Origin of the sequence: Streptomyces sp. NPDC053079 (assembly GCF_044546695.1) — a bacterium.
In the GTDB taxonomy this organism is placed as follows: Bacteria; Actinomycetota; Actinomycetes; order Streptomycetales; family Streptomycetaceae; genus Streptomyces.
Genome location: NZ_JBITZJ010000007.1, coordinates 486,628 through 509,749, shown reverse-complemented (window position 1 = coordinate 509,749; position 23,122 = coordinate 486,628). Strand labels below are relative to the sequence as shown.

General features: G+C 70.8%; 22 protein-coding genes. 12 read left to right on the top strand and 10 right to left on the bottom strand.

Annotated elements, in window-relative coordinates:
- Positions 1-195: 195 nt before the first annotated feature.
- The 3 genes from ACIGXW_RS27630 to ACIGXW_RS27620 all read right to left on the bottom strand — a co-directional run bounded on the left by ACIGXW_RS27630 (position 196) and on the right by ACIGXW_RS27620 (position 2,810).
- Entirely contained in the window at positions 196-996 is an 801-nt protein-coding gene (locus ACIGXW_RS27630) for an ECF subfamily RNA polymerase sigma factor, BldN family (protein ID WP_360916753.1), read from the bottom strand.
- A gap of 482 nt (positions 997-1,478) precedes the next feature.
- Positions 1,479-2,426 (bottom strand): HAD family hydrolase, encoded by a 948-nt coding sequence (locus ACIGXW_RS27625; protein ID WP_399575415.1) that lies wholly within the window; start codon positions 2,424-2,426, stop codon positions 1,479-1,481.
- A 105-nt stretch (positions 2,427-2,531) separates the two neighbouring features.
- Positions 2,532-2,810: a glutaredoxin family protein gene (locus ACIGXW_RS27620; protein WP_071965498.1), complete on the bottom strand. Its 279-nt coding sequence runs from the start codon at positions 2,808-2,810 to the stop codon at positions 2,532-2,534.
- A 345-nt stretch (positions 2,811-3,155) separates the two neighbouring features.
- Here ACIGXW_RS27620 and ACIGXW_RS27615 point away from each other — a divergent pair, with 345 nt between their 5' ends.
- The 6 genes from ACIGXW_RS27615 (at position 3,156) to ACIGXW_RS27590 (ending at position 9,710) form a co-directional block, all read left to right on the top strand.
- A complete protein-coding gene (locus tag ACIGXW_RS27615) occupies positions 3,156-3,956 on the top strand; it encodes a redox-sensing transcriptional repressor Rex (RefSeq protein ID WP_071965499.1) in 801 nt (266 codons plus the stop codon).
- Entirely contained in the window at positions 3,953-5,395 is a 1,443-nt protein-coding gene (locus ACIGXW_RS27610) for a glutamyl-tRNA reductase (protein ID WP_399575414.1), read from the top strand. The genes ACIGXW_RS27615 and ACIGXW_RS27610 overlap by 4 nt, the downstream gene beginning before the upstream one ends.
- A complete protein-coding gene (gene hemC / locus ACIGXW_RS27605) occupies positions 5,392-6,366 on the top strand; it encodes a hydroxymethylbilane synthase (RefSeq protein ID WP_399575413.1) in 975 nt (324 codons plus the stop codon). Before ACIGXW_RS27610 ends, hemC begins: the two co-directional genes overlap by 4 nt.
- Positions 6,363-8,012, top strand: coding sequence for a uroporphyrinogen-III synthase (locus ACIGXW_RS27600; RefSeq protein WP_360916739.1), 1,650 nt, complete (start codon positions 6,363-6,365; stop codon positions 8,010-8,012). The genes hemC and ACIGXW_RS27600 overlap by 4 nt, the downstream gene beginning before the upstream one ends.
- A complete protein-coding gene (gene hemB, locus ACIGXW_RS27595; RefSeq protein ID WP_399575412.1) occupies positions 8,009-9,001 on the top strand; it encodes a porphobilinogen synthase in 993 nt (330 codons plus the stop codon). The genes ACIGXW_RS27600 and hemB overlap by 4 nt, the downstream gene beginning before the upstream one ends.
- A 268-nt stretch (positions 9,002-9,269) precedes the next feature.
- On the top strand, positions 9,270-9,710 hold the full coding sequence (locus ACIGXW_RS27590) for an ATP-binding protein (RefSeq protein WP_071965504.1): 441 nt from the start codon (positions 9,270-9,272) through the stop codon (positions 9,708-9,710).
- 18 nt (positions 9,711-9,728) lie between these two features.
- On the opposite strand, the gene argS is transcribed toward ACIGXW_RS27590, so the two are convergent.
- Positions 9,729-11,483, bottom strand: coding sequence for an arginine--tRNA ligase (gene argS, locus ACIGXW_RS27585; protein WP_071965505.1), 1,755 nt, complete (start codon positions 11,481-11,483; stop codon positions 9,729-9,731).
- A 157-nt stretch (positions 11,484-11,640) separates the two neighbouring features.
- On the opposite strand from argS, the gene lysS reads away from it, so the two are divergent.
- On the top strand, positions 11,641-13,359 hold the full coding sequence (gene lysS, locus ACIGXW_RS27580) for a lysine--tRNA ligase (RefSeq protein ID WP_399575411.1): 1,719 nt from the start codon (positions 11,641-11,643) through the stop codon (positions 13,357-13,359).
- 71 nt (positions 13,360-13,430) lie between these two features.
- Here lysS and ACIGXW_RS27575 read toward each other — a convergent pair whose 3' ends face one another.
- Both ACIGXW_RS27575 and ACIGXW_RS27570 read right to left on the bottom strand, forming a co-directional pair.
- The gene (locus ACIGXW_RS27575) at positions 13,431-14,141 is read right to left on the bottom strand and encodes a hypothetical protein (protein ID WP_399575410.1); all 711 of its coding nucleotides are present in this window, start codon (positions 14,139-14,141) and stop codon (positions 13,431-13,433) included.
- A 157-nt stretch (positions 14,142-14,298) separates the two neighbouring features.
- On the bottom strand, positions 14,299-15,177 hold the full coding sequence (locus ACIGXW_RS27570) for a hypothetical protein (protein ID WP_399575409.1): 879 nt from the start codon (positions 15,175-15,177) through the stop codon (positions 14,299-14,301).
- Between the two features lie 162 nt (positions 15,178-15,339).
- Between ACIGXW_RS27570 and ACIGXW_RS27565 the strand changes: the two genes are divergently transcribed.
- Positions 15,340-16,533, top strand: a complete 1,194-nt coding sequence (locus ACIGXW_RS27565) for an RtcB family protein (RefSeq protein WP_399575408.1) — start codon at positions 15,340-15,342, stop codon at positions 16,531-16,533.
- A gap of 49 nt (positions 16,534-16,582) precedes the next feature.
- Here ACIGXW_RS27565 and ACIGXW_RS27560 read toward each other — a convergent pair whose 3' ends face one another.
- The 4 genes from ACIGXW_RS27560 to ACIGXW_RS27545 form a co-directional block, all read right to left on the bottom strand.
- The gene (locus ACIGXW_RS27560) at positions 16,583-16,963 is read right to left on the bottom strand and encodes a VOC family protein (RefSeq protein WP_399575407.1); all 381 of its coding nucleotides are present in this window, start codon (positions 16,961-16,963) and stop codon (positions 16,583-16,585) included.
- Between the two features lie 112 nt (positions 16,964-17,075).
- Positions 17,076-17,837, bottom strand: a complete 762-nt coding sequence (locus tag ACIGXW_RS27555; protein ID WP_399575406.1) for an SDR family NAD(P)-dependent oxidoreductase — start codon at positions 17,835-17,837, stop codon at positions 17,076-17,078.
- A 59-nt stretch (positions 17,838-17,896) separates the two neighbouring features.
- The gene (locus ACIGXW_RS27550; protein WP_399575405.1) at positions 17,897-18,232 is read right to left on the bottom strand and encodes a YnfA family protein; all 336 of its coding nucleotides are present in this window, start codon (positions 18,230-18,232) and stop codon (positions 17,897-17,899) included.
- A 38-nt stretch (positions 18,233-18,270) separates the two neighbouring features.
- The gene (locus tag ACIGXW_RS27545) at positions 18,271-18,837 is read right to left on the bottom strand and encodes a hypothetical protein (protein ID WP_399575404.1); all 567 of its coding nucleotides are present in this window, start codon (positions 18,835-18,837) and stop codon (positions 18,271-18,273) included.
- A 127-nt stretch (positions 18,838-18,964) separates the two neighbouring features.
- Between ACIGXW_RS27545 and hemL the strand changes: the two genes are divergently transcribed.
- The 4 genes from hemL (at position 18,965) to ACIGXW_RS27525 (ending at position 23,100) form a co-directional block, all read left to right on the top strand.
- A complete protein-coding gene (gene hemL / locus ACIGXW_RS27540) occupies positions 18,965-20,293 on the top strand; it encodes a glutamate-1-semialdehyde 2,1-aminomutase (protein ID WP_399575403.1) in 1,329 nt (442 codons plus the stop codon).
- Between the two features lie 41 nt (positions 20,294-20,334).
- A complete protein-coding gene (locus ACIGXW_RS27535) occupies positions 20,335-20,982 on the top strand; it encodes a histidine phosphatase family protein (protein WP_399575440.1) in 648 nt (215 codons plus the stop codon).
- A 163-nt stretch (positions 20,983-21,145) separates the two neighbouring features.
- Positions 21,146-22,453: a hypothetical protein gene (locus ACIGXW_RS27530; protein WP_399575402.1), complete on the top strand. Its 1,308-nt coding sequence runs from the start codon at positions 21,146-21,148 to the stop codon at positions 22,451-22,453.
- 23 nt (positions 22,454-22,476) lie between these two features.
- Positions 22,477-23,100, top strand: coding sequence for a TlpA disulfide reductase family protein (locus tag ACIGXW_RS27525; RefSeq protein ID WP_360916703.1), 624 nt, complete (start codon positions 22,477-22,479; stop codon positions 23,098-23,100).
- Positions 23,101-23,122 lie beyond the last annotated feature (22 nt).

The following is a 23,122-nucleotide window of genomic DNA, read 5'->3' as shown; positions in this document are numbered from 1 at the left end:
ATGACGGTCGACTCCCCTGGGCACCTGAAGGGTTGCATGCCTTGAGAGCATCCACTCGATCGAGTGAGTGAATACGGGCATGACGCGGCATGGGGAAGTCTGCATCCCGGACAACGAGCGGCGCGGCAGTCGGGTTACGCGGCCGGGGCGAGGTGGCCGCTGGTGAGTGAAATCAGGCATCGGGTCGGCGCAAGATCAGCGTGCGTCGTCCGGGAGGAGTCGCGCAAGAGTGCGCACCGCCCGGTACTGGAGCGTCTTGATGGCGCCCTCGTTCTTCCCCATGACACGGGCGGTCTCGGCGACCGACAGGCCCTGCAGGAAGCGGAGGGTGACGCACTCCTGCTGCTGTGGATTGAGCTTGCGCACCGCCTCCAACAGGGCGGCGTTGGAAAGGGATTCGAGGACCGAGTCCTCGGGGCTGCGCTCGACCTCGTTGGCGTCGAGCATCTCCCCGGTGGTCACTTCGAGCCGGAACCTTGACGACTTGAAGTGGTCGGCGACGAGGTTGCGGGCGATGGTCACCAGCCAGGCGCCGAAGTCGCGGCCCTGCCAGGTGAAGGTGCCGATCCGGCGCAGGGCGCGCAGGAACGTCTCGCTCGTGAGGTCCTCCGCCGTGGCCCGGCCGCCCACGCGGTAGTAGATGTAGCGGTAGACGGTGTCGGCGTACTGGTCGTAGAGGCGGCCGAATGCCTCGGCCTCGCCGGCCTGGGCGCGCTCGACCAGGTCGAGCATGCGGGCGCTGTCGCTGTCCGCGCTCGGACGGCGGGTGGTGGTGGACGTACCGGTGCCGGCCCCTCGGCGGGCGCGTCTGCCGACGGCCGCGCTGCTCTCGGCGAGGGCGTAGCAGGGTCCGACAGGCCCCCCCGCTACGGCAGGGGCGAGCGTGGCGAAGGCGGGGACGGCGTACGCGGTGGGGACGAAGCCGCGCAGACGGTCGACGACCGCTGCGCGCAGCGTAGCCAGGCCCGAGGCGTCAACCCCGACGTGTGGGTACACGGGACTCCCAGAGGCAGAGCTTCCATCACGTGCAGTGCCAGACCGTTCACTCGTCGTAGGGACAAGCGGGTACCGGCTTGCGTCTGAGGAGAATAACCCTTCGTACAGGCAGCGCTACACCGAGTTGCTCAAATCATCGTTTCCGTTCGATCTCGGCACCATTCATGGCCGTTCAAATATCGAACTACGAACGGAAGTTGACCGGTTTTGCCGATGGTGTGGCCGATTGGGCAGCGTGTTGTGGCAATCCGGACACCGCAGGACTGTCGGGGGCCATGTGGGGGTATGACAACAGGATTGCCTGTGCGGCCAGTTCGGTTACGGGCTGTGGCGAGGAGGCGCGCCGTAGCTGTCGCCCGTTCCGGTGATGGGCCCCGCTGACGGAAGCGGGCCGCGGAGAGGGCGGGCCCGGGCCGGGAAAGCGTCGGCCGGCCCCGCCGTGGGGCGGAGCCGGCCGGTGCTCAGGGCGTGGGCCCGGGGGCTCAGCGGCGGCGGTGGCGGTGCAGGGCGATGCCGGCGGCCGCGCCGCCCGCCAGGGCGCCGAGGCCGGCCGCGGCCGGGATGCCGATCTTGGCGGCCTTGCGGCCCGTGCGGTAGTCGCGCAGCCGCCAGCCGCGCTCGCGCGCGTGCTTGCGCAGCCGGGTGTCGGGGTTGACCGCGTAGGGGTGGCCGACGAGGGAGAGCATCGGGATGTCGTTGTGCGAGTCGCTGTAGGCGGCGCAGCGCGTCAGGTCCAGGCCCTCGGCCGCCGCCAGCGCCCGTACGGCCTCCGCCTTGGCCGGGCCGTGCAGCAGCTCGCCGACCAGCTTGCCGGTGTAGACGCCGCCGATGGACTCGGCGACCGTGCCGAGGGCGCCGGTCAGGCCCAGCCGGCGGGCGATGATCGTGGCGGTCTCGACCGGGGCGGCCGTCACCAGCCACACCTTCTGGCCCGCGTCGAGGTGGGCCTGGGCCAGGGCGCGGGTGCCGGGCCAGATGCGCTCGGCCATGTACTCGTCGTAGATCTCCTCGCCGATGGTCATCAGCTCGGAGACGCGGTGGCCCTTGACGATCGACAGGACGCTGTCGCGGGCCTCCTGCACGTGCTCGGGGTCCTCTATGCCGGCGAGGCGGAAGTAGGCCTGCTGCCAGGCGAAGCGGGCGAGCTCGCGCTTGCCGAAGAACTGCCGCTTGTAGAGGCCGCGGCCGAAGTGGAAGATCGCGGCGCCCTGCATGACGGTGTTGTCGAGGTCGAAGAACGCGGCGGCCTTCTCATCGCCCGCGACGGGGAACTCCGGCTCGGGCTCCTGGGACCCCGGCCGGCCCGTGGCCAGCGCTTCTTCGTTCTCCTGAGCGGACTTGCGGGCTGCCTCCGCCGCCGCCTCGCCGGCCAGCACGCTGCGTGCGGTCGCGGAGCGCCTGCGGTGGGTGAGCCATCCGAGTGCGGCCATGCCGCGAGCATAGCCAGTTTGTTCGGGGTAACCGGAAGTCGGGACGGTGCGATGGCGTGAACTCTGCGCGTCGGGCCGGTTACCCTCCGGTCGGCGCCGGGCGCGTCAGCCGCCGAGGGCCTTGCGGAGCCGGTCCGGGTTCACCCGCCAGAAATCGTGCTGGGCGCCGTCGACGAGGACGACCGGAATCTGCTCCCAGTACTTCCTGTGCAGCTCCTCGTCCTCGGTGATGTCCTTCTTCTCCCAGCGGGCGCCGAGCTCGCCGCAGACCTCGGCGATGACGGCCTCGGCGTCGTCGCACAGGTGGCAGCCGGGCTTGCCGACCAGCGTGACCACGCGGTCGGCGGGATTCTTGCGGGCATTGCGGCGCAGGAGCGGGCTCATGAGGGCAATTGTGCCGTCTCCGCGGACGCTCGTGCGGCGGGATTGGGTGCCTGAGTCGACTACCATCGTGGGCGATTTGTTGGTGTCCGGGGGTATAGCGGTGAGGAGTGAGCGCCCGTGTCCCCGTCCACGCGCCTATGGTGCTCCTGTGACTGGTGTGGCGGTCGCGGTGGTGCGGGCGATGGTTCCCGGACCGGGCCGAATCATCGCGTGACACCCATCACTTTGCCGGGGCAAAACGGACACCATCTTTGTGCACGCGTTCACAAAGGCATAGCCTGCGTTCGACGGGGCGGTCCTGGGACAAGGCGCCGCCTGCAGCCCCGCTCTACCCGCAGGAGCACCGTGGCAACTGGCCGAACTCACCGACCGGCGACCCGAAGCCGAGGGATCCCCGAGGCCACCGTCGCCCGGCTTCCGCTGTATCTGCGTGCGCTGACCGCGCTCTCCGAGCGCTCGGTGCCCACGGTCTCCTCCGAGGAGCTCGCGACCGCGGCGGGGGTCAACTCCGCCAAGCTCCGCAAGGACTTCAGCTACCTCGGCTCGTACGGCACCCGCGGTGTCGGCTACGACGTCGAGTACCTCGTGTACCAGATCTCGCGGGAACTCGGCCTGACCCAGGACTGGCCGGTCGTGATCGTCGGCATCGGAAACCTCGGCGCCGCCCTGGCCAACTACGGCGGCTTCGCCTCCCGCGGCTTCCGCGTCGCGGCGCTGATCGACGCCGACCCCGCCATGGCCGGCAAGCCGGTCGCCGGGCTGCCCGTGCGGCACACCGACGAGCTCGAGTCGATCATCAGTGACAACGGCGTCTCCATCGGCGTCATCGCCACGCCCGCCGGCGCCGCCCAGCAGGTCTGCGACCGCCTCGTCGCCGCCGGCGTCACCTCGATCCTCAACTTCGCGCCGACCGTGCTGTCCGTCCCGGACGGCGTCGACGTGCGCAAGGTCGACCTCTCCATCGAGCTGCAGATCCTCGCCTTCCACGAGCAGCGCAAGGCCGGCGAGGAGAGCGGACCCGCCGCGGCCGCGGCCGCGCCCCGCCCGGACCTCGCGTCCCGGCCGGCGGCGCCGGCCCGCACGGCCGCGGGCGCGGGCAGCGGAAAGGGACCGGACGGGGACGTTCCCGCCGTGATGCCGGCATGAGTCTTCTGGTCGTGGGCCTCAGCCACCGCAGCGCGCCGGTCAGCGTGCTGGAGCGGGCCGCCCTCACGCGCGAGACGCAGGCCAGGCTCGTGCACGACACCCTGGCCGCGGAGCCCGCCACCGAGGCGGCGGTGCTCGCCACGTGCAACCGCATCGAGCTCTACGCCGACGTGGACAAGTTCCACGCCGGTGTCGCCGAGCTGTCCACGCTGCTCGCCCGGCACTCGGGCGTCGGCCGGGACGAGCTCACTCCGTACCTCTACGTGCACTACGAGGACCGGGCCGTCCACCACCTCTTCTCGGTGGCGTGCGGGCTGGACTCGATGGTCGTCGGCGAGGGCCAGATCCTCGGCCAGATCAAGGACGCGCTCGCGCTCGGCCAGGAGCTGCACACCGCCGGGCGGCTGCTGAACGACCTCTTCCAGCAGGCCCTGCGCGTCGGCAAGCGCGCCCACAGCGAGACCGGCATCGACAAGGCCGGCCAGTCGCTGGTGACCTTCGGCCTCGAGCAGCTCGCCGAGGGCGCCGCCGTCACCGACTGGGCCGCCGGCAAGCGCGCCCTCGTCATCGGCGCCGGCTCGATGTCCTCCCTGGCCGCGGCCACCCTGGCCCGGGCGGGAGTGGCCCACGTGGCCGTCGCCAACCGCACCCTGGAGCGGGCCCGGCGCCTGGCGCGGATCCTCACCGAGCCCGGCGCCCCGGGCGCGCCCGGCTTCACGGCCTCGGCCGTGGAGATGGCGGGCGTCGACGAGGAGCTGGCCCGCGCCGACGTCGTCGTGTCCTGCACCGGCGCCACGGGCCTGGTCCTGACCGTCGACGCCATACGGGCCGCCCTCGCCGGCCGCAAGGAGGCCCCCGGCCCCTGCGGCACCGCCCCGGGCCCCTGCGCCGCCGCCCCGGGCGGCACCCAGGCCCGTACGGACGTACGCCTGGCCCTGCTCGACCTCGCCATGCCCCGCGACATCGACGCCGCCGCGCACCGCCTCGAGGGCGTACGGCTCGTCGACATCGAGACCCTGGCCGAGGCCTCCGCCGACGCGCCCATGGCCGCCGACGTCGACCAGGTGCGCTCCATCGTCTCCGACGAGGTCGCCGCCTTCGGCGCCGCCCAGCGGGCCGCGCACATCACGCCCACCGTGGTCGCGCTGCGCACCATGGCCGCGGACGTCGTCGCGGGCGAGATGGCCCGCCTCAACGGCCGCCTTCCCGACCTGGACGACAAGCAGCGCGCGGAGATCACCCAGACCGTGCGCCGCGTCGTCGACAAGCTCCTGCACGCGCCGACCGTGCGGGTCAAGGAGCTGGCCTCCACCCCCGGGGGCGCCGGCTACGCCGACGCCCTGCGGGAACTCTTCGACCTCGACCCGCAGGCGGTAGCCGCCGTCAGCCGGGCGGACACACGTGCCGACAGGCACACCACAGCACGGGAGTCGGCATGAACGACACCTCCACCGACCAGCGGCCGCTGCGGCTCGGCACCCGCCGCAGCCAGCTCGCCATGGCCCAGTCAGGGCAGGTGGCCGAGGCCGTCCGGCAGCTGACCGGGCGACCGGTCGAGCTGGTCGAGATCACCACGTACGGCGATGTCTCCCGCGAGTCTCTCGCGCAGATCGGCGGCACCGGGGTCTTCGTCTCCGCGCTGCGCGACGCGCTGCTCGCGGGCGAGATCGACTTCGCCGTGCACTCGCTGAAGGACCTGCCCACCACGCAGCCGGACGACCTCGCCCTCGCCGCGATCCCGCTCCGCGAGGACCCGCGCGACGTGCTCGTCGCCCGCGACGGGCTGACCTTCGAGCGGCTGCCGCGGGGCGCCCGCGTCGGCACGGGTTCGCCGCGCCGCATGGCGCAGCTCAACGCCTGGGCGCGCGAGCTCGGCCTGGAGATCGAGACCGTGCCGATCCGCGGCAACATCGACACCCGCGTCGGCTTCGTCACCAGTGGCGAGCTGGACGCCGTGGTGCTGGCCGCCGCCGGGCTCAGCCGCATCGGCCGGCTCGGGGACGTCACCCAGTTCCTGGACCCCGACCAGATTTTGCCCGCCCCCGGCCAGGGGGCGCTGGCGATCGAGTGCGCCGCGACCAACGCACCGCTCGCCGCCACGCTCGCCGAGCTCGACGACCCGCACACGCGGGCCGCCGTGACCGCCGAGCGGTCCCTGCTCGCCGCCCTGGAGGCCGGCTGCAGTGCGCCCGTGGGCGCCCTGGCCGACCTTTTGGTCGACGGGCAGGCTGTCACCGAAATGCGCCTGCGCGGCGTCGTCGGCTCGACCGACGGCTCGACGCTGGTGCAGCTGTCCACCACCGGTCCCGTACCCGCGTCCCAGGAGGACGCCCTTGCTCTCGGCCGCGGACTCGCCGCCGAGATGCTCGACAAGGGTGCGGCCGGTCTTATGGGGGAGCGAGCACATTGAACCCCACCGCCCCGAACCACCCCGCGCACGGGCACGTCACCTTCCTCGGTGCCGGCCCCGGAGACCCGGGACTGCTGACGCTGCGCGCCGTGGAGGCACTGGCGTCCGCGGACGTCCTGATCGCCGATCCGCAGGTGCTCGACGTGGTGCGTACGCATGCCCGCAGCACTGTGGACATGCCGGCCCAGACGGTTACTGATGAGTCGTCAAAGGACGCCGGGATTCCGGTCCTCAGGGACACGGCCAATCTTGTCATGTCGGCCGCGCGCGGCGGCAAGCGGGTCGTCCGTGCGGTTCTCGGCGACCCCGGACTCGACGGCAACGCCGCCGACGAGATGCTGGCCTGCGCCGACGGGGGCATCACCTTCGAGGTGGTGCCGGGCGTCGCCACGGCCGTCGGCGTGCCCGCCTACGCCGGCGTGCCGCTGCGCGACGGCAAGGGCGGCGACGTGCGCTTCGTCGACGCCCGCACCGCCTCGGCCACCTGCTGGGCCGAGGTCGGCGCGAGCGAGGTGACCGCGGTCGTCTCCACCACCCTGGACTCGGTCGTCGCCACCGCGGGCGAGCTGGTCTCCGCCGGCCGCAAGCCCGACACCTCGGTCAGCGTCACCGTCGCCGGCACCACCACGCGCCAGCGCACCTGGACCGCCACCCTCGGCACGCTCCAGCAGGTGCTCAAGGCCGCCAAGGTGCTGCCGTCGCCCGACGGCGGCCAGCCCGTCATAGCCGTGGTCGGCGAGCGCAGCGCCGCAGCGCGGCGCGAGAGGCTCTCCTGGTTCGAGTCCAAGCCGCTGTTCGGCTGGAACGTCCTGGTGCCGCGCACCAAGGAGCAGGCCGCCTCGCTCTCCGACCAGCTCCGCTCGTACGGCGCCGTGCCCAGCGAGGTGCCGACCATCGCCGTCGAACCGCCGCGCACCCCCCAGCAGATGGAGCGCGCGGTCAAGGGCCTGGTCACCGGCCGCTACGAGTGGATCGCCTTCACCTCCGTCAACGCCGTCAAGGCGGTGCGCGAGAAGTTCGAGGAGTACGGGCTCGACGCGCGCGCCTTCGCGGGCATCAAGGTCGCCGCCGTCGGCGAGCAGACCGCCAAGTCGCTGATCGAGTTCGGCGTCAAGCCCGACCTCGTGCCCAGCGGCGAGCAGTCCGCCGCCGGCCTGCTCGAGGACTGGCCGCCCTACGACCCGGTCTTCGACCCGATCGACCGCGTCTTCCTGCCGCGCGCCGACATCGCCACCGAGACCCTGGTGGCCGGCCTGATCGAACTGGGCTGGGAGGTCGACGACGTCACGGCCTACCGGACCGTGCGCGCCTCGCCGCCGCCGGCCGAGACCCGGGAGGCGATCAAGGGCGGCGGCTTCGACGCCGTGCTGTTCACCTCCTCCTCCACCGTGCGGAACCTCGTCGGCATCGCCGGCAAGCCGCACAATGTCACCGTCATCGCCTGCATCGGCCCCGCCACCGCGAAGACCGCGGAGGAACACGGCCTGCGGGTGGACGTGCTGTCGCCCGAGCCCTCGGTGCACAAGCTGGCCGAGGCGCTCGCGGAGTTCGGCGCGGCCCGGCGCGACGCGGCCCTGGAGGCCGGCGACCCGGTCACCCGCCCGAGCGAGCGGCGGCCCGGATCGCGCAGAAGGGCACGGAGTTGAGCACCACGTACGGAACGTTCCCGGGGTCCCGCCCCCGGCGCCTTCGCACCACCCCGGCCATGCGCCGCATGGTCGCCGAACACCGGCTGCACCCGGCCGACCTGATCCTCCCCGCCTTCGTGCGGGAGGGCGCGGCCGAGCCGGTGCCGATCTCCGCCATGCCGGGCGTCGTCCAGCACACCCGCGACACCCTGCGCAAGGCCGCCGTCGAGGCACGTGAGGCCGGCGTCGCCGGCATCATGCTCTTCGGCGTGCCCGAGGAGGCCAAGAAGGACGCGCTCGGCACCGCCGGCACCGATCCCGACGGCATCCTCCAGGTCGCCATCCGCGATGTGAAGGCCGAGGTCGGCGACGAGCTCGTCATCATGTCCGACCTGTGCCTGGACGAGTACACCGACCACGGCCACTGCGGAGTCCTCGACTCCGAAGGCCGCGTCGACAACGACGCCACCCTCGAGCGCTACGCCGAGATGGCCCAGGTCCAGGCCGACGCCGGCGTCCACGTCGTGGGCCCCAGCGGCATGATGGACGGCCAGGTCGGCGTCATCCGCGACGCCCTCGACCAGACCGGCCACGAGGACGTCACCGTCCTGGCCTACACCGCCAAGTACGCCTCCGCCTTCTACGGCCCCTTCCGCGAGGCCGTCGGCTCCTCGCTGCAGGGCGACCGCAAGACGTACCAGCAGGACCCGGCCAACCTCCGCGAGTCGATGCGCGAGCTCGCGCTCGACCTTGCCGAGGGCGCCGACATGGTCATGGTCAAGCCGGCCCTGCCCTACCTCGACGTCCTCGCCAAGATCGCCGAGTCGGTGGACGTGCCCGTCGCCGCCTACCAGATCTCCGGCGAGTACGCGATGGTCGAGGCCGCCGCCGCCAACGGCTGGATCGACCGCGACCGCGCGATCATGGAGACCCTCACCGGCATCAAGCGCGCCGGCGCCGACATGATCCTCACCTACTGGGCGACGGAGGTCGCCCAGCAGCTGTAAAGCCGGCTTGACGCCCCACGGCGTCCCGACCGCGACCGTGACACAGCGCGATGGCGGCGTTCCCAAGGCCCCTGGGCCCCGGAACGCCGCCATCGACGTATGCGGTTGTGCGATCCCGTCGCGTTTGCGCAGCTCACGCAAGACGGGGCGCATAGTTCACGATCGTCACCCACACAGGTCGACTCTCGTGGAAACGACCGAGGGGCGGGGTATGCACTCGGACCATGACTACCGTGTGTACAGGGACGCTTACGCTACGGAGGCGTGCATGAGCCATGAACCGGAACTGACGGACGACTGGGAGTACACGCTTCAGGTCCCCTCCGACCCCATGGCGCCGTGCATCGCGCGACGCACGCTACGCACCATCTTCGAGGAGCACGGCTTCCTCGAGCTCGCCGACACCGCCGAGCTGCTCACCTCGGAGCTGGTCACCAACGCCTACCGCTACTCCGACGGCCCCGCCTCCGTGCGCGTCAAACGCGAGGGCAACCGCGTGCGCGTCGCCGTCTGGGACACCAACCCCCGGCTGCCCGCCCTCGACCGCGTCACCCTGCCCGACGCCGAGACCGAAGCCGCCGAACAGGGCCGCGGCCTCGGGCTGGTCCAGTGGTGCGCCGACAGCTGGGGCGGCTTCGCGCTGCGCGACCAGCCCCAGGGACTGGTCGGCAAGCTCATCTGGTTCGAACTCGGGGCGGGCACCGGATGAGGCGCCCGCCGCCACGCCCTACAGCTGCTCGGGCGTCCGGATGCCCAGCAGCGACATGCCCAGACGCAGGGTGCGGGCCGTCAGGTCGCACAGGAAGAGGCGGTTCTCCACCTGCTGCGGCGTCTCCGCCTTGAGCACCGGGCACTCGGCGTAGAACGACGTGTAGAGCGAGGCCAGCTGGTAGAGGTACCCGGCCAGCTTGTGCGGCTCGTAGGAGGCCGTGACCTCGGCGAGGTTCTCCCCGAACTGGTCCAGGTGCATGCCCAGCGCGCGCTCGGCCGGCGCCAGCGCGAGCTCCGGGTGCGCGACCGGCCGGGCCTCGCCCGCCTTGCGCAGGATCGACTGGATCCGGGCGAAGGCGTACTGGAGATAGACGCTGGTGTCGCCGTTGAGGGACACCATCTGGTCCAGGTCGAACTTGTAGTCGCGGGAGACCGACGTCGACAGGTCCGCGTACTTCACCGCGCCGATGCCCACCTGCGCACCACGCTCGGCGATCTGCTCCTCCGTCAGGTCCTGGGCCTTCTCCCGCACGACGGCCGTCGCACGGTCGATCGCCTCGTCGAGCAGGTCGACCAGACGCACCGTCTCGCCCTCACGGGTCTTGAACGGCTTGCCGTCCTTGCCCAGCACCGTGCCGAAACCGAGCTGGACGGCCTTCACGCCCTCGGTCAGCCAACCGGCCCGGCGCGCGGTCTCGAAGACCATCTTGAAGTGCAGCGACTGACGGGCGTCCACCACGTACAGCAGGGTGTCGGCCTTCAGGTTCCCCACCCGGTCGCGGATCGCGGACAGGTCGGTCGCCGCGTAGCCGAAGCCACCGTCCGACTTCTGGACGATCAGCGGCGACGGCTTGCCGTCCGGGCCCTTGACGTCGTCGAAGAAGACGCACAGCGCACCGTTGGAACGCACCGCGACACCCGACTCCTCCAGGAGGCGGCACGTCTCGGCCAGCATGTCGTTGTAACCCGACTCGCCGACGATGTCCTCGTCGCGGATCTCCACGTCCAGCTTGTCGAAGACCGAGTAGAAGTAGATCTTCGACTCGTCGACGAACCGCTGCCACAGCGCGAGGGTCTCCTCGTCACCGGCCTGCAGGTCCACCACCCGGCGCCGGGCACGGGCCTTGAACTCCTCGTCCGAGTCGAAGAGCGTCCGCGACGCCTTGTACAGCCGGTTCAGCGACGACATGGCCTCCTCGCCGGAGACCTCGCCCTCGTGGTCCAGCTCGTGCGGGTGCTCGATCAGGAACTGGATGAGCATGCCGAACTGCGTGCCCCAGTCACCGATGTGGTGACGGCGCACGACCTTCTCGCCGGAGAACTCCAGGATCCGCACGACCGCATCACCGATCACCGAATTGCGCAGGTGACCGACGTGCATCTCCTTCGCCACGTTCGGCTGGGCGTAGTCGATGACCGTCGTGCCCGGCCGCTCCGCGAGCGGCACGCCCAGCCGCTCGTCGGCCGCACGGGCCGCCAGCGTCCCGGTGATCGCCTTGTCGGCCACGGTGATGTTGAGGAAGCCGGGGCCCGACACCTCGACGTCCTGGATCAGATCGCCGGCCGGCAGCCCCTCGACGACCTTCGCCGCCAGCTCGCGCGGGTTGCCCTTCAGCTTCTTGGCCAGCGCCAGCATGCCGTTGGCCTGGAAATCCGCCCGGTCGCTTCGTCGCAGCAGCGGATCGGCGGCGCCGGCCTCCGGCAGGGCAGCCGAGAGAGCGTCCGCGATGCGCTGGTGGAGCGTGGAAGCGAGGGAGGGAACCGAAGCCATGAGGTGGTTGCCATTCCGGTAGGCGGCATTTTCGACACCCCGAGTATCCCATGCGCCTATCACGGCCCCCGGGGAATTCCCCCGCCCCGGGCAACCCCCGAGCCACCCCTTCCGTCTGGGACAATGGTCATGCCAGGACCGTAAGGAAGGAAGTGCCGTGGCTCAGGCTCAGAGCACCGAGGCCGACTGGGTCTCCCGTTTCGCCGACGAGGTCATCGCCGAAGGGGAGCGCCGCGCCCCGGGCAAACCGATCGTCGTCGCCTCCGGCCTGTCGCCCTCCGGCCCGATCCACCTGGGCAACCTCCGCGAGGTCATGACCCCGCACCTGGTCGCCGACGAGATCCGCCGCCGCGGCCACGAGTGCGTCCACGTCCTCTCCTGGGACGACTACGACCGGTACCGCAAGGTCCCGGCCGGCATCGACCCCTCCTGGGCGGAGCACATCGGCAAGCCGCTGACCGCCGTCCCGGCTCCCCCCGGCAGCCCCTACGGCAGCTGGGCCGAGCACTTCAAGGCCGCCATGATCGAGGCCCTGGACGAGCTCGGCATCGAGTACCGCGGCATCAGCCAGACCGAGCAGTACACCGCCGGCGCCTACCGCGAGCAGATCCTGCACGCCATGAAGCACCGCGGCGACATCGACGCCATCCTCGACCAGTACCGCACCAAGCAGAAGCCGGCCAAGAAGCAGCAGCAGAAGCCCCTCGACGAGGCCGAGCTCGAGGCCGCCGAGGGCTCCGGCGCCGCGGCCGAGGACGACGGCAGCGCGGGCGGCGCGGGCTACTTCCCGTACAAGCCCTACTGCACCGTCTGCAACAAGGACCTCACCACGGTCACGGCGTACGACGACGAGAGCACCGAGCTCACCTACACCTGCGCCTGCGGCCACGGCGAGACCGTCCTCCTGAGCGAGTTCGACCACGGCAAGCTCGTCTGGAAGGTCGACTGGCCCATGCGCTGGGCCTACGAAGGCGTCGTCTTCGAGCCCAGCGGCGTCGACCACTCCTCGCCCGGCTCCTCCTTCCAGGTCGGCGGCCAGATCGTCGGCCCGATCTTCGGCGGCGAGCAGCCCATCGGCCCCATGTACGCCTTCGTCGGCATCAGCGGCATGGCCAAGATGTCCTCCTCCAAGGGCGGCGTCCCCACCCCCGGCGACGCCCTGAAGATCATGGAGGCCCCCCTGCTGCGCTGGCTCTACGCCCGCCGCAGGCCCAACCAGTCCTTCAAGATCGCCTTCGACCAGGAGATCCAGCGTCTCTACGACGAGTGGGACAAGCTGAACGCCAAGGTCGCCGACGGCACCGTCCTGCCCGCCGACGCCGCCGCCCACAGCCGCGCCGTCCGCACCGCCGCCGGCGAACTGCCGACGACCCCGCGCCCGCTGCCCTACCGCACGCTCGCCTCCGTCGTCGACATCACCGCCGGCCACGACGAGCAGACCCTGCGCATCCTCGGCGACCTCGACCCGGCCAACCCGGTCAAGTCCCTCGACGAGACCCGCCCGCGCCTGGACCGCGCCGAGCACTGGATCAACACCCAGGTCCCGGCCGAGTCCCGCACCGTCGTGCGCGCCGAGCCCGACACCGAGCTCCTGTCCTCCCTGGACGAGCAGGGCCGCGAATCCCTGCGCCTCCTCCTGGAGGGCCTGGACGAGCACTGGTCCCTCGACGGCCTCACCACCCTGGTCTACGGCGTCCCCAAGGTCCAGGCCGGCCTCGAGCCCGACGCCAAGCCCACCCCGGAGCTCAAGGTCGCGCAGCGCGAGTTCTTCGCCCTGCTCTACCAGCTGCTGGTCAGCCGCGACACCGGCCCGCGCCTGCCCACGCTGCTGCTCGCGGTCGGCGCCGACCGCGTCCGCAAGCTGCTCGGCGCGTAAGCACCCGGCACACGAAAGGGCCGCCGCCCGGTGAAACCCACCGGGCGGCGGCCCTTTTCGTCGTCCGCGCCTTACTTGTTCGCCGCGGTGACCGCGTTCACGGCCTCCTTGGCCGCCTCCTGCGCGCCCTTCTTCATGTCGTCCACGTCCGGCGACTTCGCACCCTCGTAGCCGGCCCCGCTGTACTTCACCACCACCACGACGTTCGCCGTGCGGGTCACCACGGTCTGGTTCTTGAAGTCGTTGTCGTCCTTCTTCGACTCGGTGCTCACCACGCTCGCACTGTCGCCGATCCCCTCGGCCTTCTCCGTCTTCGCGTTCTTCGCGCCGTCCTCCGTCGTCGCCTTCTTCGCCTGCTGCTCGGCGAACACCTCCGCACGCTTCTCGCCCGACCCCAGCGTCGGGTCCGAGGCGAATCGCTTCAGCGACACGGTCAGCGACCGGTACTGCAGATTCTTGACGTCCTCGGTGTTCAGGCCGCTCCAGAAGCAGCTCGCCGAGTCATTGGTGTCGGTGGTGCGGAGGGCGTTGCCCTCCTTCTTGTCCGCCTTCGGCACCAGGTTCTCGACGGTCTTCTCGGTGACCGTCTTGCAGACCTCCGGCAGCTTGGCGAACGTCGCCGCCTTGACCGAGGGCGCGGCGCTGGGCGCCGCCGACTTCGTGGGCTTGGCCGTCTCCTTCTCGGACCCGGAGTCGTCCGAGCAGCCGGTGGCGACGAGCATCACCGGTACTGCGGCGCAGGCGAGGATTCGGGCGAGTCGCGGGGCGGTTCGTCGGTGCATGGGTCCTTCGCTCATTCGGAGTATGTGTCGCGGGGCGTGGCGGCTGTCCCCACGCACCCGCGCCTTGTCGTGCCTTGGTCAGACATGGGGTCGTGCCTACGGGCACGGTACGCGGCCCGCGCCCGGCCGCGGTCGAAGCGGGCCGTTACTCGCCGGGCTAATTGCCGAAGTGCCCCGCATCGAGCTCACGGGCCAGGCCATGGGCCTTGCCCTGCAGATCCTGGCTGCTGGGCACGTGCTGCTTGTCCGTCGTCCACTGGTCGTACGCGATCGTCACCAGCACGTTCGAGGACCGGAAGACGACCGTGACGTCCCGGTGCACACCCGTGCCCGTCGTCGCCAGCTTGTCGTTCACGAACCCGTCGTCGCCCAGATCGTCCAGCACCCGGGGCGCCAGACGGGGGTCCGAGGACGCGGACGCCGGCGGCGACGACGGGGCCGAGGGCACCGCCGACTCCTCACCGAGCTGCGGCACCGGACCGTCGGCGCGCGGGCTCGCGCCCGCCCCCGCGCTCGCGCCCGGCGAGGCGGCGGCCGAGGGCTTGGCCGAGGGCTTGGCGGACGACGAGGAGGGCGCGGCGCTCGGGATGTGCGCGGCCGTCGCCTGACGCTCGTAGAGCTGCTGCGCCCGGGCCTCGTCGCTGACGCCCGGCTGGTAGGAGACGACGCGCTCGAAGTCCACCGACAGGTGCCGGGTGCCGTTGGGCGTCTCCAGCTTCCAGCGGCAGCCGACGCGGCGGTCGGTGTCGTAGGTGATGGCCGCCTGCCCGCGCAGGAGCCGCTTGGCCTCCTCCTCGTCGCCGTCGCCGGCGCCGGGCAGCATGCGGCGCAGGGTGGCGGGGCTGACGTAGCCGCACGGCTCGGGGAGGCTGTGGTACTTGCCGGGCGGCCCCGCGGGGGCCGAGGAGCCGGACTGCCCGGCCTTGGCGTCGACCCCGCCGCCGCCGTCGCCGCCCCCTCCGCCGCACCCGGCGAGGCCCGTCGCGAGCACCGCCGCGGCCAGTGCGGCTGTCGGTGCGTACGCCCTTCGCTGCACTGTCCGTGGCTCCCTTCGCGCGAAAACCTTTTGCGGTCGCCCGGTGGCGACTGGACACAATGTGTACCGCACGCGCTGCCGCGTCTGCCGTCCCGCTGTCGTGGATGAGCTGATAGTTCCGGCTTTTGCGTTATCCATGTTTTTCGGGGGAATGAGGAAGATATGTCCTACACCGAGGTGCCCGGCGCCCGGGTACCGATCCGTATGTGGGCGGACCCCGCCACGGTCGAGCCCGTAGCGATGCAGCAGCTGCGGAACGTCTCCACGCTGCCGTGGATCCAGGGCCTCGCGGTGATGCCGGACGTCCATTTCGGCAAGGGCGCCACGGTCGGCTCCGTGATCGCCATGCGGGGCGCGGTGTGCCCGGCGGCGGTGGGGGTCGACATCGGCTGCGGCATGTCGGCGGTGAAGACCTCGCTGACGGCCAACGACCTGCCGGGTGATCTGTCGCGGCTGCGGTCGAAGATCGAGGAGGCGATCCCGGTCGGCTTCTCGATGCACGACGACCCGGTGGACCCGCGCCGCCTGCACGGGCTGCCGACGGCCGGGTGGGACGACTTCTGGGGGCGGTTCGACGGGGTGGCGGATGCGGTCAAGTTCCGTCAGAGTCGGGCGCTGAAGCAGATGGGAACGCTCGGAGGCGGCAACCACTTTGTGGAACTTTGTGTAGATATGTCCGATTCGGTGTGGCTCATGCTCCACTCCGGATCCCGCAATATCGGCAAGGAGCTCGCTGAGTACCACATCGGTGAGGCGCGGAAGCTCTCGCACAATCAGAACCTGGTCGACCGCGATCTTGCTGTCTTCATCGCCGACACGCCGCAGATGGCCGCCTACCGCCACGACCTGTTCTGGGCGCAGGAGTACGCGCGGCACAACCGCGAGATCATGATGGCGCTCTTCCAGGACGTCGTCCGCAAGGAGTTCAAGAAGGCCAAGCCGACCTTCGAGCAGGTCATCTCCTGCCACCACAACTACGTGGCCGAGGAGCGCTACGAGGGCGTGGACCTGCTGGTCACCCGCAAGGGCGCGATCCGTGCGGGCGGCGGCGAGTACGGCATCATCCCGGGCTCGATGGGCACCGGCTCGTACATCGTGCGGGGCCTGGGCAACCCGGACTCGTTCAACTCCGCCTCGCACGGTGCGGGCCGCCGGATGAGCCGCAACCAGGCGAAGAAGCGCTTCTCCGAGCGGGACCTGGCGGAGCAGACGCAGGGCGTCGAGTGCCGTAAGGACCGTGGTGTGGTCGACGAGATCCCGGCCGCCTACAAGCCGATCGAGCAGGTCATGGAGCAGCAGCGGGATCTCGTCGAGGTCGTGGCGAAGCTCAAGCAGGTCATCTGCGTGAAGGGCTGACCCGCGGGGAAAAAGAAAGGGCCGCCGATATCGGCGGCCCTTTCGCGTGTCACGCGTCCTGCGGGTACCAGCGCAGCTCGACGGTGTTGCCGTCCGGGTCGAGGACGTAGAGCGACTCGGCGGTGCCGCGGGCGCCGAAGCGGGGGCCGGGGCCGTCGACGACATTGAAGATGCCGGAGGCGACGACCTCCTGCCAGTCGAGGGGCTCGACGGTGAGGCAGATGTGGTCGACGTTGGACTCGCCGCGCTCGCGGGCGAACAGGTCGATGATCGTGCCGGGGGAGACCCGGACCGAGGGGAAGGAGACCTTGCCCGCGCGCCATTCGTCCACGCGGACCGGCTCCAGGCCGAGGGGACCGGTGTAGAAGGCGAGCGAGCGCTCGATGTCCGAGACGTTGAGGACGAGATGGTCGAAGTCGATGACGCGCATGGGATCCCCCCTGGTTACGGTCCGCCGGTGGGCGGTTGCGGTAACGAAACTAGCGTTTCTTGATCGTTTGCGCATCGGTCTCCGGTCCTGCGACCGCGGTCCGGGTGGTGGCTCAGACCTCCCGGTGCACCTTGTAGTTCGAGGCCTGGGCGCGCGGACGGACGACGAGCAGGTCGATGTTGACGTGCGGGGGGCGGGTGACGGCCCAGGCGATGGTGTCGGCGACGTCGTCGGCGGTCAGGGGCTCGGCGACGCCGTTGTAGACGGCCGCGGCCTTGTCCTTGTCGCCGCGGAAGCGGGTGAGGGCGAACTCCTCGGTGCGCACCATGCCGGGGGCGATCTCGACGATGCGTACGGGCTCGCCGCACAGTTCCAGGCGCAGGGTCTCGGCGATGACGTGGGCGCCGTGCTTGGCGGCGACGTAGCCGCCGCCTCCCTCGTAGGTGGCCAGGCCCGCCGTGGAGGACAGGATGATCACGGTGCCCTCGGCGTCGACGAGGCGGGGGAGCAGGGCCTGGGTCATGTGCAGGGTGCCCAGGACGTTGACGTCGTACATGGTGCGCCAGTCGGCGGGGTCGGCGGTGGCGACGGTCTCGGTGCCGATGGCGCCGCCGGCGTTGTTGACCAGGACCTCGACGGGGCCGTGGTCCTCGAGGAAGGCGGCGAAGGCGTCGACGGCGGGGCGGTCGGTGACGTCGAGGACGTAGGGGATGGCCGTGTGGCCCGCGGCCGTCAGCTCTCCGGCCAGGGCGTTGATGCGGTCCTCGCGGCGGGCGGTGAGCACCACGCGGTATCCGGCGGAGGCCAGCCGGCGTGCGGTGGCGGCGCCGATGCCGCTGCTCGCGCCGGTGATGACTGCGGTGCGGGTGCTCATGCTGGGCCTCCTGTGGCTGGAGTGGTCTAGCCGCAGCATAGGCCGCGCGCGGCGCCGGGTCAGCGGCTGCGGGGCGCGTACATGATCACCGCTACGCCGGCGAGGCAGACCAGGGCGCCGGCCACGTCGTATCGGTCCGGGCGGTAGCCGTCGGCGACCATGCCCCAGGCCAGGGAGCCGGCGACGAAGACGCCGCCGTAGGCGGCGAGGATCCGGCCGAAATGGGCGTCCGGCTGGAGGGTGGCGACGAAGCCGTAGGCGCCCAGGGCGAGGATGCCGGCGCCGATCCAGGCCCAGCCCCGATGCTCGCGCACGCCCTGCCAGACGAGCCAGGCGCCGCCGATCTCCAGGAGGGCGGCGAGGAGGAAGAGGGCGGTGGAGCGGGCGATGAGCATGGCCGCAGGCTACGGCCCGGGGCGTTCCGGGGGGATTTCTACGGCCACACGAGGCAGTACGGCTGGTGGCCGGCCTCGTGCAGGCGATGGGAGAAGTCCTGCCATTCGTGGAGCAGCTGGTAGACGGAGAACGCGTCGCTCGGGCCGCCCCGGTCGGGAACCGTGGACCAGATGAAAGCGGCTGCGCCCACCGATTCCTCGCCAATGCCGCGCAGCGGGTCGACCACGGTCATGGGGAGCTTGACGACGGCGTAGTCGGGGTGGAGAACGACCAGCTCGAGAGGGGGAACCTTGTGCAGGGGTATGCCTTCGATGCCGGTGAGGACCATCGCGGCCACCGTCTCCGGTTTGATCTTCGTAAACATGCCGCCCATGCCCAGCTCGTCACCGCCGAGCTCTTCGGGGCGCATGGAAATGGGCACGCGGGCGGCGGTGGCGCCATTCGGTGCCCCGAAGTATTTGTAGGTCACCCCCACCCGGCCACTCCTGCTCGCGCTGTATTCCTCGGGTTGTTCCTCGCGCCGGTGTCGTCCCCTGTGGGTCCGCTCGGCGCGCTCGGGCCCCAGGTCATCGGTGCCCTCGCCCAATCCGCCACCGCGATGCATATCTCCACCCGACCGCATTTCTAGGCGGCACAGCCCCCGCCGCGCAACCCGATCATCGTCTCAGAGACCTCCCCCGTGGGCAGCGTGCGAAACGCCCGGCCGCGACTCGCCGGAGGGCTCTGAGACCATGGCTAGCGTGAGCTACCCATATGAAGCCCCAGTCTCGCAGACGCTATTCGACCGCGCGTCGGTCGTGACCCCCGGTGGCGTGAACTCTCCGGTGCGCGCCTTCCGAGCCGTGGGCGGTACGCCCCGGTTCATGGTCTCCGGCTCCGGTCCGTACCTGACCGACGCCGATGGCCGGGAATATGTGGACCTCGTGTGTTCATGGGGGCCGATGATTCTCGGCCATTCCCACCCGGAAGTGATCGCGGCCGTGCAGGAAGCCGTCGCGCGCGGCACGTCCTTCGGTACGCCCGGTGAGGGCGAGGTCGCGCTGGCGGAGGAGATCGTCGCGCGGATCGAGCCGGTGGAGCAGGTGCGCCTGGTCTCCTCCGGTACCGAGGCGACGATGTCGGCGATCCGGCTGGCCCGTGGTTTCACCGGCCGCGCCAAGGTGATCAAGTTCGCGGGTTGCTACCACGGCCACGTGGACGCCCTGCTGGCCGCCGCCGGCTCCGGCCTGGCGACGTTCGGCCTCCCCGACACCCCCGGGGTCACGGGCGCCCAGGCCGGGGACACGATCGTCCTGCCGTACAACGACCTGGAGGCCGTGCATGCCGCCTTCCACGCCCACCCGGGTGAGATCGCGTGTGTGATCACGGAGGCGTCGCCGGGCAACATGGGCGTGGTGCCGCCGCTGCCGGGTTTCAACGCGGGGCTCAAGGCGGCCTGTGCGCAGAACGGCGCGCTGTTCATCTCCGACGAGGTGATGACGGGCTTCCGTACGAGCAAGGCCGGCTGGTACGGCGTCGACGGTGTGAAGCCGGACCTGATGACCTTCGGCAAGGTCATGGGCGGCGGCTTCCCGGCGGCGGCGTTCGGTGGCCGGGCCGATGTGATGGCGCACCTGGCCCCGGCGGGCCCGGTCTACCAGGCGGGCACGCTCTCGGGTAACCCGGTCGCCACGGCGGCGGGCCTGGCGCAGCTGCGGCTGCTGGACGACGCGGCGTACGAGAAGGTGGACGCGGTCGCGGCGGAGATCGGCTCCCTGGTGACCGGGGCGCTGGCCAAGGAGGGTGTGGCGCACCGGCTGCAGACGGCGAGCAACATGTTCTCGGTGTTCTTCACCGAGGCGCAGGTGACGGACTACGACAGGGCCAAGGCGCAGGAGTCGTTCCGCTTCAACGCCTTCTTCCACTCGATGCTGGCGCAGGGCGTGTATCTGCCGCCGTCGGCGTTCGAGTCGTGGTTCGTCTCGACGGCGCATGACGCGGCGGCGATCGAGCGGGTCGCGGCGGCGCTGCCGGCCGCGGCGCGGGCGGCAGCCGCGGCGACGGAGGAGGGGGCCAAGTGAGCGCGGAGAAGAAGCAGGACGACATCACGGTCGTCCATCTGATGCGCCACGGCGAGGTGCACAACCCGGATGGCGTCCTGTACGGGCGCCGGTCGGGCTATCACCTGTCGGACCTGGGCCGGCGGATGGCGGACCGGGTGGCGGAGCATCTGGCGGAGCGGGACGTGACGCATGTCGTGGCCTCGCCGCTGGAGCGGGCGCAGGAGACGGCCGCGCCGATCGCGAAGACGCACGGGCTGGACCTGGCGACGGACGAGCGGCTGATCGAGGCGGCGAACGTCTTCGAGGGCAAGACCTTCGGGGTCGGTGACGGTGCGCTGCGCAAGCCGGCCAACTGGAAGCACCTGACGAATCCGTTCCGGCCCTCCTGGGGTGAGCCGTACGTCGAGCAGGTGGTGCGGATGATGGGTGCGCTGGACGCGGCGAAGGACGCGGCGCGCGGTCATGAGGCCGTGCTGGTGAGCCATCAGCTGCCGATCTGGATCGTGCGCAGCTTCGTGGAGAAGCGGCGGCTGTGGCACGACCCGCGCAAGCGGCAGTGCACGCTGGCGAGCCTGACGACGTTCACCTACCGGGGGGACAGGATCGTTTCGGTGGGTTACAGCGAGCCCGCGCGGGATCTGGTGCCGGCTCATCTGCTGGCGGGCGCGAAGCCGGTGAAGGGCGGCGCCAAGGCGTTCGGGGCCTAAGGGGTCGTACGCCCGCGCGAACGGGCCGCGGGGTCACAACCGAAAGTGTCGTGAAGGCACTGAAAAGAGCGCAACCGTCGTAGTTCGACGCGCCCTCGTACCTAATGTCCATTTATATGGACGGCATATGGTACGGGGGCGCATCGATACGGACGGAGTCGACATGCGCGACAGTCGTGACATCACCCGAAGGGGCCTGCTCGGAATGGGGGTGGGGGTGGCGGCCGCGCTGGGCGGAGCCGTCGGGTGCTCCTCGGCCACTGCGGGTCCGGAGCGGGGCGGCGATCCGGGCGCGAAGGCCAACGCCCCCTTCAAGCCCCGGCTGATCGGCGACGGGTCGACGGCCGACTACGGGCGCCAGCCCAACCAGCCGCCGAAGCCGGTCCCGCTGGAGCTGGGCGAGAAGCCCCCGCAGTTCGTGATCTTCTCCTGGGACGGGGCGGGCGAGGTCGGCAACGGCCTCTTCCCCCGCTTCCGCAAGCTCGCCCGGGACCACGGCGCCCGGATGACGTTCTTCCTGTCCGGGATCTACCTCGTGCCCGAGTCGAAGAAGCGGCTCTACGAACCCCCGAACAATCCCGTCGGCGCCTCCGACATCGGCTACCTCACGGACGCCCACATCAAGGAGACGCTGCGCAATATGCGGGCGGCCTGGCTGGAGGGCCATGAGGTCGGCACGCACTTCAACGGGCACTTCTGCCAGGGGAGCGGCTCGGTCGCGCACTGGACGCAGCAGGACTGGGAATCGGAGATCGAGCAGGCGGTCTCGTTCGTCACCCGCTGGCGCACCCACACCGGATTCACCGATCTGGACCCGCTGCCCTTCGACTACCGCAAGGAACTCGTCGGCGGCCGCACCCCCTGTCTGCTCAACCAGGACAATCTGCTGCCGGTCGCCGCGAAACTCGGCTGGCGGTACGACGCGAGTTCCGCCGGCGGGCTGCAGGTGTGGCCGAAGAAGAAACACGGGGTGTGGGATCTGCCGCTGCAGCAGATGCCCTTCCCGGGTCACTCGTTCGAGGTCCTTTCCATGGACTACAACATCCTCGCCAATCAGTCGAAGAACACCACCCGCGGCCCCTCCCACAACTACTCGGCGTGGCGTCGGCAGGCCACCGAGTCGTACATCGCCGGCTTCGACCGCGCCTATGAGACGAACAGGGCGCCGTTCTTCGTGGGCAACCACTTCGAGGAATGGAACGGGGGGATCTATATGGACGCCGTCGAGGAGGCGCTGAAATACATGGGCGACGACAAGCGCAAGGACGTGCGCCTGGTGTCCTTCCGGCAGTTCGTCGACTGGCTGGACGTGCAGTCCCCGGAGGTTCTCGCGCAGCTGCGCTCTCTCGACGTGGGGGAGAAGTGGCAGCGGAAGGCGGGATCGAAAACGCCGCCGAAAGCACCGCCCCGGCCCGCGAAGCCCGCCCGGCAGACCGAGGACGACAGCGAGGGGGGTGAAGAAGATCCCTAAACTGCGCATGCGAAACTTTTCACATGAGTGCCTGCCGCGCCCTTCGACGCCCCCATTCCCGCCGTCGTACCACCGTGCTGGCCGCCGGAGCCGCCCTCGCGGCACTGACGCTGACCGCGTGCGGTTCCGGTAACACCTCCGGCGGAGGCGGGCAGACCGGCTTCGTCCAGGGCGCGGGCGGCGTCGACGTGGTCAAGGACAAGGGCGGCCGCAAGAGCGCGCCGGACCTCTCCGGCAAGACGCTCGACGGCAAGGACCTCGACGTCGCCGAGGCACACAAGGGCAAGATCGTCGTCCTTAACGTCTGGGGCTCGTGGTGCGCGCCCTGCCGGGCCGAGGCCAAGAACCTCGTCGCCGTGGCGAACGCCTACAAGGACAAGGGCGTGGAGTTCGTCGGCCTCAACACCCGCGACCCCGACCCCGCCCCGGCCCTGGCCTTCGAGAAGGAGTTCAAGGTTCCCTACCCGAGCCTGTACGACTCCTCCGGCAAGCTCCTGCTGCGCTTCCCCAAGGGCAGCCTGAACCCGCAGGCGATCCCCTCGACCGTCTTCATCGACCGGGACGGGAAGATCGCCGCCCGGGCGATCAAGCCGCTGGGCGAGGACGAGCTGCGCGAGGCCCTCGACCCGCTGGTCGCGGAGAAGTGAATCCCGTGATCCCCGCGGCCGA